Below are 15336 nucleotides of genomic sequence, written 5' to 3'. Positions count from 1 at the left end.
ATGTTAAATGGCTATCCTTGGAAGATCAGCTACGCCAGCGACACCAGCAACCCCGTCGCCGACTTTTATATCCCCGCCCTAGAGCGATCTACCCAGTACGATCGCAAATCTGGCTTCTTCAACAGCGCCATCCTCAGCCAAGTCGCTGGGGGGCTGGGGGCCTTCCTCCAAAACGAGGGCCGCATCCGGCTGATCATGAGCTGCCACCTCAGCAAAACCGACCTCCAGGCCATCCAGCAGGGCTACACCCTCCGCGATGCCGTCGCCGCCCGCCTCGACGCCAACCTCACCCCACCCACCAACTTTGCCCAACTCAAACGCCTCGAAATCCTTAGCTGGCTGATTCAGAGCGATCGCCTCGATATCCGCATCGCCATCCCCCTGCGCCACGATGGCCAACCCCTCGACCCTGACGAGGCCATCAACACCCACTACATCTATCACGAGAAAGTCTGCCTCTTCACCGACGCCGACGGCAACCAGATCGCCACCACCGGCTCCAACAACGAATCCAGCGGCGGCTGGAACTTCAACGTCGAATCGTTCCACGTCTTCTGCTCCTGGGAGGGCGATCGCGACCTAGCCCGTGTACAGGAAGAAACGCTGCGCTTCGAGCAGCACTGGCACAACCAAATCCCTAGTGTCCGTGTGTTTGAAGTGCCCGAAGCTGTCAAACGCAAGCTGATCCGCTACGCCCCACCCCAAAAGCCCCTTTGGACAGCCGACGACGAATTCAACCAGCGCCCCCTCACCCCACAGGAGCGCGAGCAGCTAGAGATTCCCACCCCAGAGCCTGCCGAGGAGGTGAAGCCAAACATCCCCATTGATGAGGCCACCCTGGCTAGAGAGCGGGAGATGTTTCGGGCGATCGCCAACATCCACCAAGACCCCGGCTGCCTCAGCGCCTGCCTCAGATCCATCCCCATCCAGCCCTGGCCCCACCAAATCAAAATCCTCAAACGCGCCGCCGCCGAATTTCCCCGCAGCTTTTTGATTGCTGATGAAGTGGGCCTGGGCAAAACCATTGAGACCGGGCTAATTCTCCGCTACCTGCTGGTATCCCAAAAGGTCAAGCGAGTCCTGGTGCTGGCTCCCGCCAGCGTCCAGCCCCAGTGGCACGAAGAACTGCGCGAAAAGTTTAACCTTCACTTCTGGAGCTACACCCAGGGCGAATTCAAAGATCCCTACGGCCACACTACCCCGCCCACCGGCAACCCCTGGAATAGCCAAAACCTGATTCTGGCCTCTAGCCACCTAGTGCGCCGCCAAGAGCGGATGCAAGAACTGCTCGATGCCGAACCCTGGGATCTGGTTATTCTCGACGAGGCCCACCACGCCCGCCGCAAATCGCCCCAGGCCCGCAAAGACACCCCCAACCGCCTGCTGCAACTGCTAGAGCAGCTGCGCGATAAAACCAAAGCCCTGATTTTGCTGTCGGCCACCCCGATGCAAATTGACCCCATCGAGGTCTTTGACCTGCTGCATGTGCTGGGGCTAGAGGGCCATTGGGCCTATGGCGATACCTTCTGCGACTACTTTGCGTCGCTGGGCAGCAAGCCTGATCGCCACCTGCTGAACTTTTGGCAAACGATGTCTGCCGACTACTTTGCCCATGGCGGCCAGCCCTGCCCCCGCCTCCAGCAGCACCTCAACCAGCAAGACCGCATGCTGGCCAGCCGAGTGGAAGATGCTTGGCGGGGGCGGCTGAAAATAACCATCAACGATCGCCTCTTCCTACAAGACAAGGCCTTTCTCGCCGCCTCCCTACAATTCCTCTCCACCAACACTCCCCTCAAAGATATGATGTTCCGCCACACGCGGGATACCCTGCGGGAGTATTACCGCCTCGGTCTGCTAGAAAAAGACGTGCCCCGCCGCGAAGTGTGCGACAACGCCATCACCCTAGAACCCACCCGCGAAGCCGACCTCTACCGCCAAGTGAGCGACTACGTGCGCCACTTCTACCGCCTGGCCCAGAAAGAGCAGCGCAAAGCCCTGGGCTTCTTGATGACTCTCTACCGTAAACGGTTGACCAGTTCCTTCTATGCCATTCAGCAATCCCTCCAGCGCCGACTCGACTCGCTGATTACCCAGCAGGGCAGCAGCCTTACCGCCGATGACCTGGCGGATTTAGATGATGCCGACGATGCGGTGATCGAAGGGCTAGAGGGCTACATGGAACCCGTAGACCCTAGAGAAATTGAGCACCTAGAAGCCCTGCTGCGGCAATTTGAGAACACTGGAGAAGACACCAAGCTGGCTCACTTCATTGCCACCCTGCGCCAGGAGCTGGTGAACCGGGAAAGTACGATCGCCTTTACCCAGTACACCGACACCATGGACTTTCTGCGCGAGCAGCTGCGGGAACTCTACGGCAGCCAGGTGGCCTGCTACTCCGGGCGCGGCGGCGAACTGTGGCGCGATGGCCAGTGGGCGATCGTGCCCAAGGAGCTGATCAAAACCCGATTCCGCGATGGCGAGATCAAAATCCTGCTCTGTACCGAATCCGCCAGTGAGGGGCTGAACCTGCAAACCTGCGGGGTGCTGTTTAACTACGACCTGCCCTGGAACCCCATGCGAGTGGAGCAGCGCATTGGTCGCATCGACCGCATTGGCCAGCGATACCCTACGGTCACCATCCACAACTTCTACTACGACGGCACAGTGGAGGCAAAGGTTTATAGGAAGTTGCGCGATCGCATTGGGGCCTTTGAATCTGTCGTCGGCAACCTCCAGCCCATCCTGGCCCAGGTGCCCACCTTCATCGAACGGGCCACCATGAGCGTCGATGCCGAAGAAGAAGACGTTCTACTCTCGGAGTTTGACAACGTTCTCTCAGCTCCGCCCCAGCGTCCAGCCCTCGATGACATGGTAAAACGCGATGTGGAAGCCGACCTGCAAGAAATTCGGCGACCGCTGACTCCCTCTGCAATCAGCCCCGAGGTTGTGGAGGCGACATTCACCCAGTCGAACCTCCTTAAAGCTAAAGGAGTTCATTTTTCTCAAACAGACCCCAACATCTGGAAACTGGTCTATCAACAACAAACTTATTCGGTAACGTTCCGGCCCGAGGTGTTTGAGGGAAGCCCTTCCCTACGGATGATGACGTGGGAAGACCCTCTATTTGAAATGCTATTACTGGAAAGATTAACGAAATGAGTGGATATTGAATTATCCCTTCAGCCGCTTCTGCATCGTTTCCAGCTTCCTCAAATCCGCTGCCCGCTTCCGCCGCTGGTAGCGCTCCTTCGCTACCCCATTCACCGCCTGCATCGCCTTGGGGTGCTCCGCCAGGTAAAGGTATGCCGCCTCAAACCACACCTCCTTGGTGATCTTCTCATCCATACAGAGGTGGCGCAGGGCCTTATCAATCTCTTCTTCCAACCGGGTGGTCGTCCGCACTAGCTGCGGTAACTCCGCCTCATCATCTTGGCTAACAGACATACTGACGTCAACACTCGCAGACTCGCTAGAGTCACTATATCCCGACCCATTGCCCCCAATTGCCACCTGTTGAGGAGACTTCACAGGTAACTCTGCCCCCAACCCATCGGCACGGGGCGGCACACTCGGGCGCTGCCGCTGCATCAACCGTTCCAGCGCATCCTCAGCCATTCCCTTGCCCCTGCTCTAACGCCTCAATCACCCTGTACAGCGGATATTCCAGCTCCGCGTACCCTATTTCTGACAGCCGCTGCCCCTGCCGAATCGCTTGCTTGTAGCGCTCACTCTCCACAATTGATGGCAGCACCGGAATTGCCCCTGCCACCTGCTGCATAGCCGCTATGGCCTCTCGGCTATCCGTCGCCTGAGACCTACCAAACCACTTATCTCGAAACGGCAGCACCCCCAGAACCTGCCCTGTAAACGCCCGTATGCGCCCCAATTCCTCCAGCAATTCCAAACTACGCAGCAGTGAATTCACCCCCTTGGTCGAGGCCTCCGCTGGAATCAGCACCCATTCCGATGCCCCTACTACCGATAAGCAAATCTGGGTGCGCTGGGGCGGCGAGTCGATAATGCAAATGTCAAACAGCTCTTCCACGGCTTCCAGGCTGTGGCGCAAAGCCAGGGCTCCCATCCCGATGGTGGCCAAGTATTCCTGGGCCTTGTGCAGCCCCTCATCTGCCGGAATCAGAAACAGATTCGCCTTCGCCAGCGGATAGATCCCATCGGCTGTTTCCACCTGTCGCTTCAGTACCTCCAACAGGGTGGGTTCATTCGCCTGAACGTCATGGCCTAAATAAAAGGTCAGATTCGCCTGCGGATCAGCATCCACCATCAGTACCTTCTGGCCTCGGTGCGCCAAGAGCTGCCCCAGCAGCAGCGATACCGACGTTTTCCCTTGCCCCCCAGAGAGCGACAAACAACTTAACGTCTTCATAGCTGTGTTTCACTCCCAGTGCAACGCTCAGCCCTGATCACCATTAGGTGACTAGACTCACCAGGGACCATGCCGCCATTTAAGGCCGTGAATATAAATGCATCAAGACGTATTGACGTCAAGACATTTATTTTTGTGTCTGTAAATCAGTTTTCACATGATTTTGTCAGTTGAAGCTTGACTTTTGAGTTGAAAGTATCTGTGGCATAAGGGAACCGAAGGGATAGCCTTACGTCGCTTCGAACAATATCTTATAGATAGACACCGACTTGATCTATAGAGTTTTAAGACAGGTCTAATAGAACATATAAGTTGATGACAATTTTTTATTTTTTAGTGGCTATGTACAGCCCAGGTATAAAAGCTATCTTCTCATTTAAGTAGTTTCAGAGATTGCTCAATAGCTTGATTAACATCACGCAAGATTACGGAATAAGGCACAGTATCCATCATCTTGTATAGGCTTTAGGCATGGTCTTAAACCGCCCGAGTCGAGATTCACAATCTAAATTCCTATTTAACCCACTGCCAGAAAATATTGTTATATTGATCAAATCTTCATGCAATTTGAGTGGGATAGATCACTCATTGGTGAGCACGCGAGTCATGTCATCTGACTGATTTCAGGAGACTTCAACAATCAGTCGGACTCAATTTATTTGAGCCATGAAAACTCTCTACGTTTTTCCGTTGATGGAACGAATGGTAGGTCGGATGAACCCGCTTCCAGACCTGCCACCATTTGCCGTAGCGCTTCTATGTCTCACTCTAGATCTCCTCATCCATGGCCCCGCCTTACTGGTCGTGCTGGCGGTGGCAGGGTTGATCGGTATGGCTTGGAAGCAGAACATAACACCCTCTCGTTCCTTATCCAGACGGGCATCCAAAGCCCAGGGGGGCAGGCGAAAGACTGGGCGGCTCCTGGGTTTAGGGCTGTTCTGGCTGATCACTCTGCTCGCCTTTCCCGCTCAGGCCCAGTTCTTCGGTGGTGCCGAAACCTGGATGCAGAGCAACTTTGGGGCAGATGCGGGAGACGCAATTCCCCTGGTCTTTAACGTGCTGCGGGGTCTGTTTTTGCTCTATGTCGGCATCTCGCTTGTGCGGGTGATTAACGGAGCCCGCCAGGATGAGGATTGGCAGACTATTGCTCGAACCCCGTTAATCATCATCATTGCCGTCACCGCAGGTGATGTGCTGACCACACTAATCACCGGCTAGTTGTCGGTGTTTGGCCATTCAGATCGAGGGTGCAGCTCCAATTGTTCTTTCAGCACTGCTGGGCTGCTTATGGCATCTCAATTTCGTCCCGTTAACACCATCCTGGGGGCGCAACCCCGGTTAGGACCCATTCCGGCAGACCAGATCATTCCCTGGTTCTGCATCACGGGGGCGTCCTACCTGCTGGGCCGAGGATTCAGCCTCAGCTGGATTTCCATAGGTTTTATTGCCGCCTGGGGCATGTCTACCTGGTGGATTCTCACTGGGGGGCAGAGTTGGAAGTTCACCGCAAAATTTGTGCCGACTCCCACCTGGAGTCGCGGCTATGCCCGATATCTGAGGTTTACCCACGATGAAACAGACCATCGGCAAACACCGACTCAAGCTCGGCAACCAGTTCGTCAGCACGTTGACGCCCTTTGAAGATGCGCTCCACCTCGCCGCTATGCTGCGAATCGAGCTGCGGGGGCGGCAGGTTGGAGCCTACGTCCTCACGAAGGGCAAGAACCGGGAGCACCTCTGTTTTGTGTTTGGCTTCGACTGCCGGGGCATTCACAACACGTTGACCGATGAACAGGTGGAGACAGTCTTTGACCAGCTGGAATCGGGACTGAAGGATTTGCCCAACGGTGAGCGGCTGACGATTCATCTGGGGTCGTTTTCGGCGGACTGCAAGCGACAGCAGGATCTAGCCCAGCTCACCCAGATCGCCCCCAACCAGGCTCTCAAGTTCTTGCTCACCGCTGAACGGGCCAGGGTCCAACAGCTCACCCAGCAAGGCCTGCGCAAACCCAAGTTTCTGCGGCTGTACGTCACCTACACCGTGCAGAGCGGTGCCGAAGGAGCCCAAGACATGATCGAGAGGGTGATCAGCAGGGGCGAAACCCTGTGGAAGTCGTTTACGGGGGAGCTACGCCAGGCCAAAAACCAGCGCCTGCAAACGGTGATCACCAAGGCCTTTACCGATGGCTTTTTGCTTTGGGAGCAGGTGCTCTCAACCAAGATGGGCCTCTCGGTGAAGCCTCTGAGTGAACAAGATTTGTGGAGCCTGCTGTGGGGCCGCTTCAACGCCAGTGACCCCATCGACATTCCGCAGTTGATCATCCTGGATCAGGACGGTCTGCACGAGCAGGTCAACTCTGACATTCACAGCACCACCTTGCTAACAAGGGCAGGGGTGCCCACCGCCGGAAAAACCTGGGTCAAGGTTAAAGGACGGTATGTGGCTCCACTGACGTTCCTCGAAAAGCCCGGCGGCTGGGCTAGTGAATCAGCCCAACTCCGCTACCTGTGGGAGATCCTCTCCCGCGAGACGGTGGCCGATACCGAAATCTTTTGCCAGCTGACTCGGGCCAACGAAACTCTGGTGAAAACCACCGTGCAGCGGATGCTGAAGCAGTCAAACCTGACGGCTACGTTAGCTGAAGACAGTCACTCGGTGGATGTGGCCGCTGAGCTGAAGATGAAGCGCTCGATTGAGGCCCAGGAAGAACTCTTTGAGGGGGCTCTGCCCATTCACACCGCCGTTGTATTCCTGGTGCATCGACCGGATCTGGAGCAGTTGGATGAAGCCTGCCGCTATATCCAGAGCTGCTTTCGCCGTCCGGCCTGGGTAGAGCGCGAGCAAGACTACGCCTGGAAGGTGTGGCTCCAGACGCTGCCCATTGTCTGGGAAGCGCTGATGGCGACCCCCTTCGGGCGGCGGCAGCTCTACCTGACTGGCGAAGCGCCGGGGCTGATGCCGCTGGTAGTGACCCAGCCCTGCGACAGGAGTGGCTTTGAGCTGATTGCTGAAGAAGGGGGCCAGCCAATCCACCTGGATTTGTTCAACCAGCACCAGAACCTGGGCCTGTTTGCTACCACCCGAGCCGGAAAATCAGTACTGGTCTCCGGCATCCTTACCCAGGCCCTGGCTCACCGCTTCCCGGTCGTGGCGCTCGATTTTCCCAAACCCGATGGCTCCTCGACCTTCACCGACTACACCCAGCTGGTGGGCGGGGCCTACTTCGACATCTCCCGCGAATCTAACAACCTGTTCGAGCTGCCGGATTTGCGTCACCTGCCCGGTGACGAGCGCAAAGAACGCCTCGACGACTTTCAGTCGTTCCTGGAGTCGGCCCTGCTGACCATGATTGTGGGTTCGGGGGTCAATAGCTCGGTGATGACTCAGACCATCCGCTCGATTTTGGTGCTGGCGCTCAATGCCTTCTTTGTCGATGCCCCGATTCAGCGACGCTACCTGGAAGCGATGGAAGGGCGACTGGGCTCTCCAGCCTGGAGCCAAATGCCGACCCTGGCTGACTTCCTCGACTTTTGCACGCCAGAAACGCTGGAATTGCAACAGGTGGGCGGCAACATCGAGGCGGCCCTGAACATGATTGAGCTGCGGCTACGGTTCTGGCTCTCTAGCCGGGTGGGGCGAGCTATCTCTGCTCCATCTAGCTTTCCGACCGATGCGCAACTGCTGGTCTTTGCCCTGCGCAATCTATCTAACGAAGAAGATGCTGCTGTGCTGGCCCTTTCTGCTTATGCCGCTGCCCTGCGGCGAGCCCTGGAAGCCCCAGCGTCCATCTTCTTCATCGATGAAGCCCCGATTCTGTTTGAGTTTGACGAAATTGGAGCCCTGATTGGCCGACTCTGCGCCAACGGCGCTAAGGCCGGGATTCGGGTGATTATCTCGGCTCAAGATCCTGACACGGTGCATAAATCTCCCGCCAGCGCCAAGATCTTTCAGAACTTGACTACTCGCCTGATTGGTCGCATTCAGCCCATGGCGGTGGATAGCTTTGAGCGCATTCTCAAATATCCCAAGACCGTCATCAGCCGCAATGCCAGCGAGAGCTTCTTTCCCAAACGGGAGGGGATCTACAGCCAGTGGTTATTGGACAACAACGGCCTCTATACCTACTGCCGCTACTATCCCGCCTTTGCCCAGCTGGCCGCCGTGGCCAATAACCCCGATGAGCAGGCGACCCGAGACTTGGTGCTGCGCCATGCCCCGGATACCTTCACGGGCCTGGCGGAGTTTGCCCGGCTGCTGGTGCTCTCGATTCAGTCTGGAGAACCCCTCTCGGCGATCACAGAGCGCTGGTTTGCCGAGCGCAATCCCCATCCTGAAGTTCCCCTGTCTTCTTTTAACTCCTTACCTACTGGAGGTCATTCATGAACCCTCGCCTTCGCACTGCCCTCGTTCCCATTCTGGCTACCACCCTGCTAGTAGCACCGATCAGACCTGCCGCCGCCTCGCAAGTGGATACCACGTTCACCGATATCTTCAGCATTTTTCGCCAGGCCTTTGAGACCAGCAAAACCTACATCGAGCAGACCATTGCCGACTTGCTCACGCCGCTGCCTGGCGATCTAGAGGGCGTGATCCAAAACGCCCTGGGGGATCTGGGCCTGGTTGACCCCAATCGGGTCCGGTCAGCGATCTCAGAGGAGCTGACAACCATCCTGGAGGGCGATCTAGCCCAGTCCGACAGCATCTATGCAGGCCTTGAAACCGCCAACGAAGTTGACCGGCAGCTCACCCGCGCCCAGGTCGATGCGGTGCTAGGTCAGAGCGGACAGGCCGCCACCCGCGACAAAATCACCTGGATTGAGGACACTATCGGCCAGGTGCAGCAGCACGCTGACTCGGCCCAGACGGCTGTCTCTACCCAAGCGGCGATCAAGCAGATGGCGCAGCAAAACGCGCGTCAGTCAGAAATTCTCGGGGCGGTGCAGTCAGAACTGCTGCAATCTCGCCAGGACGCCCAGTTGACCAACCTCAACCTGGCCAACATGTCTCAAAACCTGGATCAAGAGGCCCGTGCCCGTCGCCTGCAAGCGCTGGGTAATGCCCTTGACACCCTGCAAATTAGCGCCCAAGCCCGTCTGTTCTAGACGTCGGTTAGTCATGACGTCAACTTGGATGTGAACCCCCATGCTGCTGGATTGGCCCATCTCACTGATCGCCCAGCTCCCCCGCGACACCGCCGACATCATTGAAGGCGGCGCTGTCGCGTCCGAAGCCGTGGCCGAAAGCTGGAACCAGCTCTGGGAGAGCGTGCTTCAGGGGGGGCTTTACTTTGCCCTGGCTCGGGTCGGGGTCTTATTCGCTGTCGCGACTTTGCTCTTGTTCATGACCCAGTGGACGCGGCAGATGCTGGAAGGGGAAAGCAGCCGAGCCTACGCCGACTTCATCTGGCCGCTGCTGGTGATTGTGCTGCTCTCTAACAACGGCGATCGCCTGGCGGCCATCACCCTGGACATCCGCAACTACATCAACCAGGTCAACCAGGACGTCTTGTCCTACACCGCTGCCGATATTCGGCTGCAAGAGGCCTATCAGGCGGCGGTCTTAGAGGGTTCGGTGGAGCAGACCATTATCCAGCGCCGCAACCAGTGCTACGAACTGCAAAACCCCGAAGAGCGGGCGAATTGTATTGAGCTGGCGGCGATTGAAGCCCGCGAGTTTATCGAAGACTACCGCGCTAGAACCGGCAATCCCAATGCCCTGTCCCGTGCGTTGGAGGCGGCTCAGGCCGGGGATAATCCCCTCGACTCGGGCCTGCGGTTTGGGGGAGCGCTGATGGGCTCAGGCTTTCAGACCGTGACCCGAGGCCTGTTGATGGCGCTGCATATTGCCTTTCAGTGGCTGATTGAAGCCTCGCTGTTGCTGACCGCCACCCTGGGGCCGCTTGCCGTGGGCGGCTCGTTGCTGCCGGTCGGGGCCAAGCCGCTGTTCGCCTGGCTGACGGGGTTCTTCTCTTTGGCCATTGCCAAACTCAGTTTCAACATCCTTTCGGGCCTGGTTTCCCTGGCGGTACTCAATGCCGGGGATTCCCATCCGCTGATTGCCCCATTCTTTCTGGGCCTGCTGGCTCCCATTCTCTCTCTGGCTCTGGCGTCGGGCGGTGGCATGACGGTCTTTGGAGCCCTCACCAGTACTGCTGGGGTGATCGCGGGGACGGGGGCCATGGGTGGCATCGCTCGTGCCCCTGGCTACTCGGGCCGACGTCGGGCCTACCGCGTGCGTCGCTGACCTCACTCATAAGGACATATCCCATGGTGCAGTTGATTGAGAAACGCAATACAAACTACCTGCCCCTGTTTGTCTTGGGCAGCGTGGGGTTGCAGCTGGTGATGCTGGTGGTTTTGTTTCTCCAGGCCGGTGCCCTGAGCCGTCTCAGCCGCCAGGATGCCCCCACCCTGGTGCAAATGCAGGACGGGCAGGCGATTCGAGTGGGCACCATGGGCTCTCGGGAGCGCACCCCAGAGACGATCCGACGCTTCGTCAATGACACCCTGGTGCTGATGTTCAACTGGAGCGGCAGCCTGCCTGCGACCACGGCAGAAAAGGCCAGCCAGCCCAGGGCTGACCCTGGCCTACCCATTGAGGTGGAACGGGGCAAACGCAATATTGCCACCGCCAGTTGGCAGGCCAGCTTTGCTTTTTCCGAAGACTTCCGCCAGGACTTCTTGAAGCGGGTGGCTGAACTGACGCCACCGGGAGTCTTCACGGGCACGAGTCAGGTGGTGATGGTGATCAACCACGTTGGGAGTCCCGAGGTGGTTGGGGAGGGGCGTTGGAAAGTGGCGGTGGTGGCCCATCTCTATGTCTTTAACGACGCCAATGCCCTGGGGCAAGCCATTCCCTTTAACCGGGAGGTGTTTGTCGAGGCCGTCACCGCACCAGCCGTGCCCGATGGCGACACCCCGTTGGAGCAGGCCATCTACAGCATTCGCCAAACTGGCCTGCAAATCTATGCCATCCGTGAACTTGAACGGGAGGACTTGTGATGACGACACCGAACAATCTGTGGGATGACCAAGAGATGGCCGACTTGGTGGGACTACACCTACCAGAACCTGCCGCTACCGAAGAACAGGCTGCTGATTATCCAGTTGCACCTACTGTCGCTGCTTCTGATCCAGAACCCCTTCTAGATGCTGAGGATATTGACGGGCAGGCCTTACGCGATCGCAAGCCCAAGCTATCCCTGGCGGCTAACCCTTTCACCAAGCTGGGTGTTGTCGCCGCTGGAACGGGTTTAGTGATCGGGGTTTTAGCGGTCTTCACCAGCGGGGTGATGAAAAATGACTCTCCACCGGCTGAGGAGGTGCAAGCCGATTTTCCAGACCCTATGGTCGAAGAAACTGAGGTGAGTGCTACCGATGACCGGGGCCAGCTGCTGACTGATTTAGCGATGGGGCGTCAGCAGGCTGAACTAGAAGCTTTGGCCAATGAAGAGCCTACGGCCCAACCGGAAGCGCCAACCGCCAGAGAAGCCCCAGAGTTTTCTCCCGCGCCTCCACCCCCGGCACGACCACCTCAGCCTGTTGCAGCGCGACCCGCCCCAGCACCGCTACCGCCTCGGCCAGCTCCAGTCTCCCCTGCTGTTTCAGCTCGCCCCATCGTGTCCCAACCGGTGGCCCAACCCGTCATCGATCCAACGGAACGATGGCTAGCGCTGTCCCATTTGGGGAGCTACGGACAGGGTAGTCCTTTGGCGCAGGAACCTTCTGCACCTCTAGTCACAGCAGCTCCAACGCCCGTCCCCGCGTCAGTGGCTCAAGTCAGCACACCACCTCCATCCCGAAACATCAACCATGCCGAAGAAACGGCCATTCTCCAGGGCCAGCCGGTGGCATTGCTCCCAACATCGCCCCTGCTGCTGACTGGAACCCAGGCCCCAGCCGTACTAGAAACGCCGTTGATCTGGGCGGCGGAGACAGATAGCCCCCAGTTCGTGGTGCAGCTGACAGAACCCTTGCTGACCGCCAATGGAGAGATCGGCTTACCGGCAGACACGTCGCTGGTGGCACAGGTGACCTCGGTGGCGGACAGTGGCCTGGCGCAGCTGGCGGTGGTTTCCTTCATTCAGGCCGGTCAGGAGATTCCGCTGTCCGCTGGAGCTGTTCAACTACGCGGAGTAGAGGGCACTCCCCTGATCGCTCAGAAGTATGACGACCCAGGGATGGATATCGCTCGCATGGATGCCACGATGGCAGCCATGGCCGGGTTATCTCGGGCGGCAGGGTTGGTGAATCGGCCCAAGACCTCCTCGGTCATTACCTCTGTTGGAAGCAGCGCGATCACCCAGGACACTGGGGAGCCTAATCTTCTGGCTGGGATTCTTGAAGGCGCGTTTGAGCAGCTCTCGGGGCAGATGGAAGCACGCAATCAGGCGGCCCTAGACGAAATCTTGAATCGCCCTGTTGTCTGGTATTTGCCACCAGGCACTGAGGTCGACGTGTACGTGAATCAAACGGTGGCGCTATGAAAACACCTTGGACTCCCTGGATTGTGATTGGGGCACTTTCTCTAGCAGGTATCTCCTCCCACCCCGCCCAAGCCCAGTCAGCCTATTCCGTTTCTGCCAGCCATGCCCAAGGATTAACTGGCAGCCAGTCCCCGGTCATCCACCTGTGGCCCGGCTATGGCACCAACCTGAGCTTTATTCCAACGAATGAAAGCATTGTGCGGGTGTGGATCGATGATCCGTCCCGAGTGGCCCTGGATTTTGACGAACCGCTCTGCCCCACCGTTGCGGACTCAGGCTGTGTCTCGGGGCGGCCCTCCGTCGTTCATCTGAGACGAGTTCAAGGGCTGTCTTTCGAGAATCTGCCCAGGGCCAGCGGCACACTGCTGACGGTGATCACTGAGACATCTGGAGGAGATCGCCGCCTCTACGAATTCCGCATCGCCTTTGGTACAGGCGAGCCCGACTACCACACCGTTGTGGTCAACCCCACCTCCCCTATCCATCCGCTCCTGGGGCCAGGGGATGTGCGCCGAGGGCTTCAGGTAGCTGAATCCAGAGGACTGATCGCTCAAAACCAGGACTTGTGGAATCGGCTGCAAACCTTTTTGCGGCTGGCCCAGGGTGGCCTCGCCGTGCCTGCCGCCGCAGCGCAAGCCGGGGTTTCTCCTGAGCTGATAACCCGCCTGGCGGAGTGGGGGGCCAGTGCCCGCGATGACCCGCCTTTGAACTCTACCGCTCTCTAGGTTCTCCACTCAGGTTAAAGCCATGAACCAATATTCTTTCAGGCGCAGGCGGCCATGGCGGCCTGTGATCGGGATTTTTGTTCTCATTTTGGTGATCGCGCTCCATGGCTGGCAGGTGCAACCGGCCCATTCCAGCCTCCAGCCGGGGTCACCTGTACCCGTGATTCAAGATCAGATCTTAGGCACCAAGCCCGACTGGATGCAAATTACCTTGCGCACCCTGCCTGCGGTGCTGGAGTCAGGTTCCTTCGAGGCTCCAGCGGATCTGATCCGTCTACTGGGCTACGACCCGTCGCGGGTCTGGCAGGCCGGTCAAACCGCTGATCAGTATATGCAGCTGGGCGATTTTCAGGAGAGCTTTCAACTCCAGCAGTTCTCGCTGTATGAGATCGCGGCTTTGGTAGGGCTGGATTGGCCTGCCCTGCGGCTGGCGGATTTTGCCCTGGTGGCCTGGCAAACCCTGGGGGACTTGGTGCAGGCGGTGCCGGATTTGGCCAACCGTCCTGTGGAGTCTGTGGCTCCGATCGCCGATCTGCTCAGGGGAGAAGTAGACCCGCAAACCGCGATCGCCGAGGTGCTCCAAGATGAGGTCTTGGCATCAATCAGTCTGAAAGACCTCAACCTGGAGCAGTACGGACTGGCTGATATTCCGGGGTTGATGGAGGCTCCGCTGGAACGCTTCCGCGACTGGCAGCAGTCGGTTATCGATCAGGTACCGGGTCTCGCCGATGTCCCATTCGCCAATTTTCCTAATCCCATCGTGGAGCAGGGCGTGGTGGTGGGCCAGGTGGATGTGGTGTTTGGCCCGGCGGAAGGCGATCGCACCAACACTATCAGCGGCAGCTATGTGGAGGGGTTCAATGTCCCCTGTGACGCTGACTGCGCCCACCTGGAAATCGGGCAACCCACGCTGGTGGAAGGCACCCAGTGGGTCTCCGGCAAGTACCAACAGGTGCGCGGCGGGCGCGGAGCCTTGGCCGCCGCCAACGGCGGGGTTGAACCCACCGGTCGCCATCCCTTTGGCAATGCGTTCAAGGTGGCGGTATTAGAGACCGATGAGGCCTCCGGTACCGCTGAAACCGGGCTGTATTTCCGCATGTGCGTCCGCAACCTGTTTATGGACTTGGGCTGTACTCCCTATTTCATCGGCCCCATTCCCTGGCTACCGGTGCAGGAAGAAGGCATGGTCTTCTTGGGACAAATCAAGGAAGGCCTTTCGACCACCGATTCAGCCGACGTTGCAGCGGCAAAAGGAATCGACCCGCAGACCGGGGAAACGAGGCCCACGCCAGCGCCTGCTGCCAGAGGTTCAGGATCGCCCGGCACCGCTACTGGACGATTCATTCACCCGGCACCGGGCTATGGCATCACCAGTAGTTTTGGCTATCGCACTCACCCAATCCATGGCGATCGCCGTCTCCACAGCGGCACCGATTTTGGCACCCCCACCGGCACCATCATTCGAGCGGCTGACGGCGGACAGGTCACCTTCGCGGGCATTAGTGGCTCTCTCACCAGCGGCTACGGCAGGCTCGTCGTCGTCAACCACGGCAATGGTGTAGAGACCTACTACGCCCATCTGCAAGGCTTTTTCGTGCAAGCGGGCGACATCATCGCCCAAGGCGAGCCGGTCGGTCGCGCCAACAGCACGGGCTGGTCAACAGGGCCGCATTTGCACTTTGAGGTGCGCCAGAACGGCCAGCCCCAGAACCCTATGAACTATCTCAGTTAAGGAGTGTAG

At 58.3% G+C, this 15336-nt stretch carries 12 protein-coding genes; 10 read left to right on the top strand and 2 right to left on the bottom strand.

The features are described 5' to 3' along the window. Window positions 1-3159: a DEAD/DEAH box helicase gene (locus IQ254_RS00655; protein WP_193963234.1), complete on the top strand. Its 3159-nt coding sequence runs from the start codon at window positions 1-3 to the stop codon at window positions 3157-3159. Window positions 3160-3171: 12 nt separating this feature from the next. On the opposite strand, the gene IQ254_RS00650 is transcribed toward IQ254_RS00655, so the two are convergent. Both IQ254_RS00650 and IQ254_RS00645 read right to left on the bottom strand, forming a co-directional pair. After that, the gene (locus IQ254_RS00650) at window positions 3172-3615 is read right to left on the bottom strand and encodes a hypothetical protein (protein ID WP_193963232.1); all 444 of its coding nucleotides are present in this window, start codon (window positions 3613-3615) and stop codon (window positions 3172-3174) included. Continuing rightward, window positions 3608-4384 carry a ParA family protein gene (locus IQ254_RS00645; RefSeq protein ID WP_193963230.1) on the bottom strand — a complete coding sequence of 259 codons (777 nt, stop codon included), beginning with the start codon at window positions 4382-4384 and terminating at the stop codon, window positions 3608-3610. The genes IQ254_RS00650 and IQ254_RS00645 overlap by 8 nt, the downstream gene beginning before the upstream one ends. A 666-nt stretch (window positions 4385-5050) precedes the next feature. On the opposite strand from IQ254_RS00645, the gene IQ254_RS00640 reads away from it, so the two are divergent. The 9 genes from IQ254_RS00640 to IQ254_RS00600 all read left to right on the top strand — a co-directional run bounded on the left by IQ254_RS00640 (window position 5051) and on the right by IQ254_RS00600 (window position 15327). Beyond that, on the top strand, window positions 5051-5602 hold the full coding sequence (locus IQ254_RS00640) for a hypothetical protein (protein WP_193963228.1): 552 nt from the start codon (window positions 5051-5053) through the stop codon (window positions 5600-5602). Between the two features lie 69 nt (window positions 5603-5671). Beyond that, window positions 5672-6025, top strand: a complete 354-nt coding sequence (locus IQ254_RS00635; RefSeq protein WP_193963226.1) for a hypothetical protein — start codon at window positions 5672-5674, stop codon at window positions 6023-6025. After that, window positions 5955-8768 (top strand): hypothetical protein, encoded by a 2814-nt coding sequence (locus IQ254_RS00630; RefSeq protein ID WP_228039854.1) that lies wholly within the window; start codon window positions 5955-5957, stop codon window positions 8766-8768. Before IQ254_RS00635 ends, IQ254_RS00630 begins: the two co-directional genes overlap by 71 nt. After that, complete coding sequence (locus IQ254_RS00625; RefSeq protein ID WP_193963224.1) at window positions 8765-9487, top strand: hypothetical protein; 723 nt, start codon at window positions 8765-8767, stop codon at window positions 9485-9487. The genes IQ254_RS00630 and IQ254_RS00625 overlap by 4 nt, the downstream gene beginning before the upstream one ends. A 40-nt stretch (window positions 9488-9527) precedes the next feature. Next, window positions 9528-10628: a hypothetical protein gene (locus IQ254_RS00620; protein ID WP_193963223.1), complete on the top strand. Its 1101-nt coding sequence runs from the start codon at window positions 9528-9530 to the stop codon at window positions 10626-10628. 23 nt (window positions 10629-10651) lie between these two features. Next, window positions 10652-11386 (top strand): hypothetical protein, encoded by a 735-nt coding sequence (locus IQ254_RS00615; RefSeq protein WP_193963222.1) that lies wholly within the window; start codon window positions 10652-10654, stop codon window positions 11384-11386. Then, window positions 11386-12870, top strand: a complete 1485-nt coding sequence (locus tag IQ254_RS00610) for a TrbI/VirB10 family protein (RefSeq protein WP_193963221.1) — start codon at window positions 11386-11388, stop codon at window positions 12868-12870. The genes IQ254_RS00615 and IQ254_RS00610 overlap by 1 nt, the downstream gene beginning before the upstream one ends. Then, a complete protein-coding gene (locus IQ254_RS00605; protein ID WP_193963220.1) occupies window positions 12867-13595 on the top strand; it encodes a hypothetical protein in 729 nt (242 codons plus the stop codon). Before IQ254_RS00610 ends, IQ254_RS00605 begins: the two co-directional genes overlap by 4 nt. 22 nt (window positions 13596-13617) lie before the next feature. Next, a complete protein-coding gene (locus tag IQ254_RS00600) occupies window positions 13618-15327 on the top strand; it encodes a M23 family metallopeptidase (protein WP_193963219.1) in 1710 nt (569 codons plus the stop codon). Window positions 15328-15336: the final 9 nt, after the last annotated feature.

The organism is Nodosilinea sp. LEGE 07088, assembly GCF_015207395.1.
Lineage (GTDB): Bacteria > Cyanobacteriota > Cyanobacteriia > Phormidesmidales > Phormidesmidaceae > Nodosilinea.
Note: the sequence above shows the minus strand (reverse complement) of the source record. Positions and strands in the feature narration are given on the sequence as shown.

What these genes read in the sequence shown, in the direction of transcription:
- IQ254_RS00645 (WP_193963230.1), bottom strand. Translation starts at nt 4,384, where the DNA reads ATGAAGACGTTAAGTTGTTTGTCGCTCTCTGGGGGGCAAGGGAAAACG.
- IQ254_RS00620 (WP_193963223.1), top strand. Translation starts at nt 9,528, where the DNA reads ATGCTGCTGGATTGGCCCATCTCACTGATCGCCCAGCTCCCCCGCGAC.
- IQ254_RS00635 (WP_193963226.1), top strand. Translation starts at nt 5,672, where the DNA reads ATGGCATCTCAATTTCGTCCCGTTAACACCATCCTGGGGGCGCAACCC.
- IQ254_RS00605 (WP_193963220.1), top strand. Translation starts at nt 12,867, where the DNA reads ATGAAAACACCTTGGACTCCCTGGATTGTGATTGGGGCACTTTCTCTA.
- IQ254_RS00640 (WP_193963228.1), top strand. Translation starts at nt 5,051, where the DNA reads ATGAAAACTCTCTACGTTTTTCCGTTGATGGAACGAATGGTAGGTCGG.
- IQ254_RS00655 (WP_193963234.1), top strand. Translation starts at nt 1, where the DNA reads ATGTTAAATGGCTATCCTTGGAAGATCAGCTACGCCAGCGACACCAGC.
- IQ254_RS00600 (WP_193963219.1), top strand. Translation starts at nt 13,618, where the DNA reads ATGAACCAATATTCTTTCAGGCGCAGGCGGCCATGGCGGCCTGTGATC.
- IQ254_RS00615 (WP_193963222.1), top strand. Translation starts at nt 10,652, where the DNA reads ATGGTGCAGTTGATTGAGAAACGCAATACAAACTACCTGCCCCTGTTT.
- IQ254_RS00610 (WP_193963221.1), top strand. Translation starts at nt 11,386, where the DNA reads ATGACGACACCGAACAATCTGTGGGATGACCAAGAGATGGCCGACTTG.
- IQ254_RS00650 (WP_193963232.1), bottom strand. Translation starts at nt 3,615, where the DNA reads ATGGCTGAGGATGCGCTGGAACGGTTGATGCAGCGGCAGCGCCCGAGT.
- IQ254_RS00625 (WP_193963224.1), top strand. Translation starts at nt 8,765, where the DNA reads ATGAACCCTCGCCTTCGCACTGCCCTCGTTCCCATTCTGGCTACCACC.
- IQ254_RS00630 (WP_228039854.1), top strand. Translation starts at nt 5,955, where the DNA reads ATGAAACAGACCATCGGCAAACACCGACTCAAGCTCGGCAACCAGTTC.